Source organism: Nitrosovibrio tenuis (assembly GCF_900109785.1).
Classification (GTDB): domain Bacteria; phylum Pseudomonadota; class Gammaproteobacteria; order Burkholderiales; family Nitrosomonadaceae; genus Nitrosospira; species Nitrosospira tenuis_A.
Genome location: NZ_FOBH01000026.1, coordinates 1 through 2,323, shown reverse-complemented (window position 1 = coordinate 2,323; position 2,323 = coordinate 1). Strand labels below are relative to the sequence as shown.

The window sequence follows — 2,323 nt, the reverse complement described above, 5'->3', positions numbered from 1 at the left end:
TGCTCCAACAATTGACGCCAACCATATTGTCACTGAGACAAGCAGTGAGCATTTCATGCTCGGGTTCTTCTTTTTCATGAATGAAATCTCCTTTTCGCACACGGCAAATGAAATTAAAAAGTCCTGAAATCAGAAACCACTTATGAAGTCCATAGCCGATACCCAAGCTTGCTGCTGCGCTAATAGCGTTCAAGCCACTCTGTGGAGAAGTGCCCCCCTGTCTCGCGACACCCTGATCTCCACTCACCAGGCTTTTCACGCAACCAGTTTCTGCTTTATGCTTTCTCTCGGTAAGGTTCTTCAAGTTGAAGTGGGCTGAAGTGGTTTAAGGTCGATCCGCCAATCAACCTCATACCAGGATCATCCTTTACTCAACAATTCTTTTCGCACATGAGTTCGCACGCTAAAAGCAAGAATGTTTTATGAGCGCGCTGCCAGTCATGTTTACAGACAGCTGAATGGCATGCCCTCCTGAAGCATAGCCTATCAGGATAGAGTTGCTTGAGAGGTCAGTTAGAGTAAGAACATCCTGAAACGCAACTCTTGTTGCATAAGCTTGTTGCATGCGGGATATCAGGATGTAAGGGATGCAAGGGGTGTAAGGGATAAAACAGGATCCATAAGGGGGAAGACAGGCGCAGGTGGGCACCCCAACTACTTCAAAGTCGTGAAGACCGCTTCAGACGATTTCGGGTAAATAAGCCCTTCCATGATAAAAAATGGAAGGCGGAGGCAGGAGTTTGGAGCAAGCAGGAATAAACGAATGATTGCCCCCGGCTTTACGGGGGCACCCAGGTGCTTATCAACAAGGAGGCTATTTATTGTGGCTGTGGGAATGGGCCGCGGGTTCTGGAATCTGAATAGAAAGGTTTTTATTCTGACGGGCTTTTGAAATAACCTCAGACTGACCTTCGAGCTGAGCGGCGGCATCGAGAATCGGCTGGGGGTTACCGCCCTGGCGTGCAACGATCTCCGCCGTTTCTTTATATTGCGCCGCCAGAGATTTCGCCTGCTCGGCGTACAACGGGTCCCGCGCCTTTAGCTTAAGGTCATTTGCCTCTCCTATCTTTCTTCTTTCATCATTGGCTTTTTGGGATGTGTTGCCAGCCTGTCCGGTGTTGCCCGTCTGTTCGGTGGCGGCAGCATATGCCAACACCGGGGCTCCCACGCCGATGGTCACGGTCACGGCGACAATCAGCAGGGCAGGGACGGCCCGGATCGAGTGGATGTAATTTACCATTTGAAGGTCCTCCTAATTATTTAGTGTTGCCAGAATATTCGAAAGTAGCGGATGCTCACAGGATGGTCACTGGGTGAGCGCCCGGTTGACCGTAATTGCCTTGGGGGTTGTATTTACGCCGATTTCCCGGATAAGTTGACCACCATATAGTTCTCCACCCGCGAGACCCGTAACAAGCAGGTTGGGTACAGCTGTGTTCGCGGATAGCGTCACCTGGTTGGTCGTGCGATTCCAGACCGCCTGGACAACCGCAGATTTATACTTGAGGCGCTCCGCGGTACGGTCGCCAATCAGATAGTAAGGAAAATTCCTGACCGGCAGCTTCAATAACCGCTCGTACTCCGTGAAGACAGCATTGAGCCAGTCGAACTGGAGTGTATTGCCGCTGGCATCATATTTGGCCAGGTTCGTCTGATGGAAAAAATGAGGCCACTTGTTAAAGGTCAGCATATGCCGCAATGCGATATCGGCTTCAGCTTGGAGAATTTGCGCATAGGTCCGGGTGGAGCAGACAGCTCCGGGTATCTGACATGGATCTTGTCCGGCATTCACAAACCTGTCGTGAAAGATGTAGTTATACTCATCCATCAACTGATCCGGCTTCGTCACATTGTAGAAAATATTGGTGGGCCAGCGCGGCAACATCAACCGATCGTCTGTGCTGCCATCATCGTACTGGGTGATGTACTGCTCGAGGTTTTGCGCCCGCTGCGATGAGTCGGAGGCAAGATAATCCACGCCCACGTTGGCAGCAGCTTGAAGGAAGAGGGGATTGGCCCCGCCCTGATCAAACGCCACGTCGTCAGCTTGATCATCAGTGCATTTGCGATCTTTCAGACCGGAGTGATTGCCGCTTATAAGCGTCCCGTTGTTCAAGCTTTTCTCAGGAAGACCCAGAAGCCCCCAGACAGTCCGGTTCCTGGTGATTTCCGCCTGGATGGCCGCAAGAGTAGTCAAGGTGGGGTAAGCACAGGTGTTGTTGGCCGGAACCGGCGCCTTATCCATGTCTGCATGCGTAAAGGTGTGGCTGATGAAGCGGAAATTGGCTTTGTTGGCAACCACCGCCGCCACCAGGTCATCGGT

At 51.7% G+C, this 2,323-nt stretch carries 3 protein-coding genes; all 3 read right to left on the bottom strand.

Translation table 11 applies throughout. The features are described from left to right. Window positions 1–304 (bottom strand): hypothetical protein (locus BMX00_RS14645; protein ID WP_177171878.1); only part of this gene is annotated, 304 nt, incomplete at its 3' end. Between the two features lie 510 nt (window positions 305–814). Then, the gene (locus tag BMX00_RS14210; protein ID WP_090829679.1) at window positions 815–1,240 is read right to left on the bottom strand and encodes a hypothetical protein; all 426 of its coding nucleotides are present in this window, start codon (window positions 1,238–1,240) and stop codon (window positions 815–817) included. Between the two features lie 66 nt (window positions 1,241–1,306). After that, window positions 1,307–2,323 (bottom strand): Agd3-related carbohydrate deacetylase (locus BMX00_RS14205; RefSeq protein WP_483869850.1); only part of this gene is annotated, 1,017 nt, incomplete at its 5' end.

Excerpts from the sequence above, each read along its gene's own strand:
- BMX00_RS14210 (WP_090829679.1), bottom strand. The coding sequence starts at position 1,240 with ATGGTAAATTACATCCACTCGATCCGGGCCGTCCCTGCCCTGCTGATT.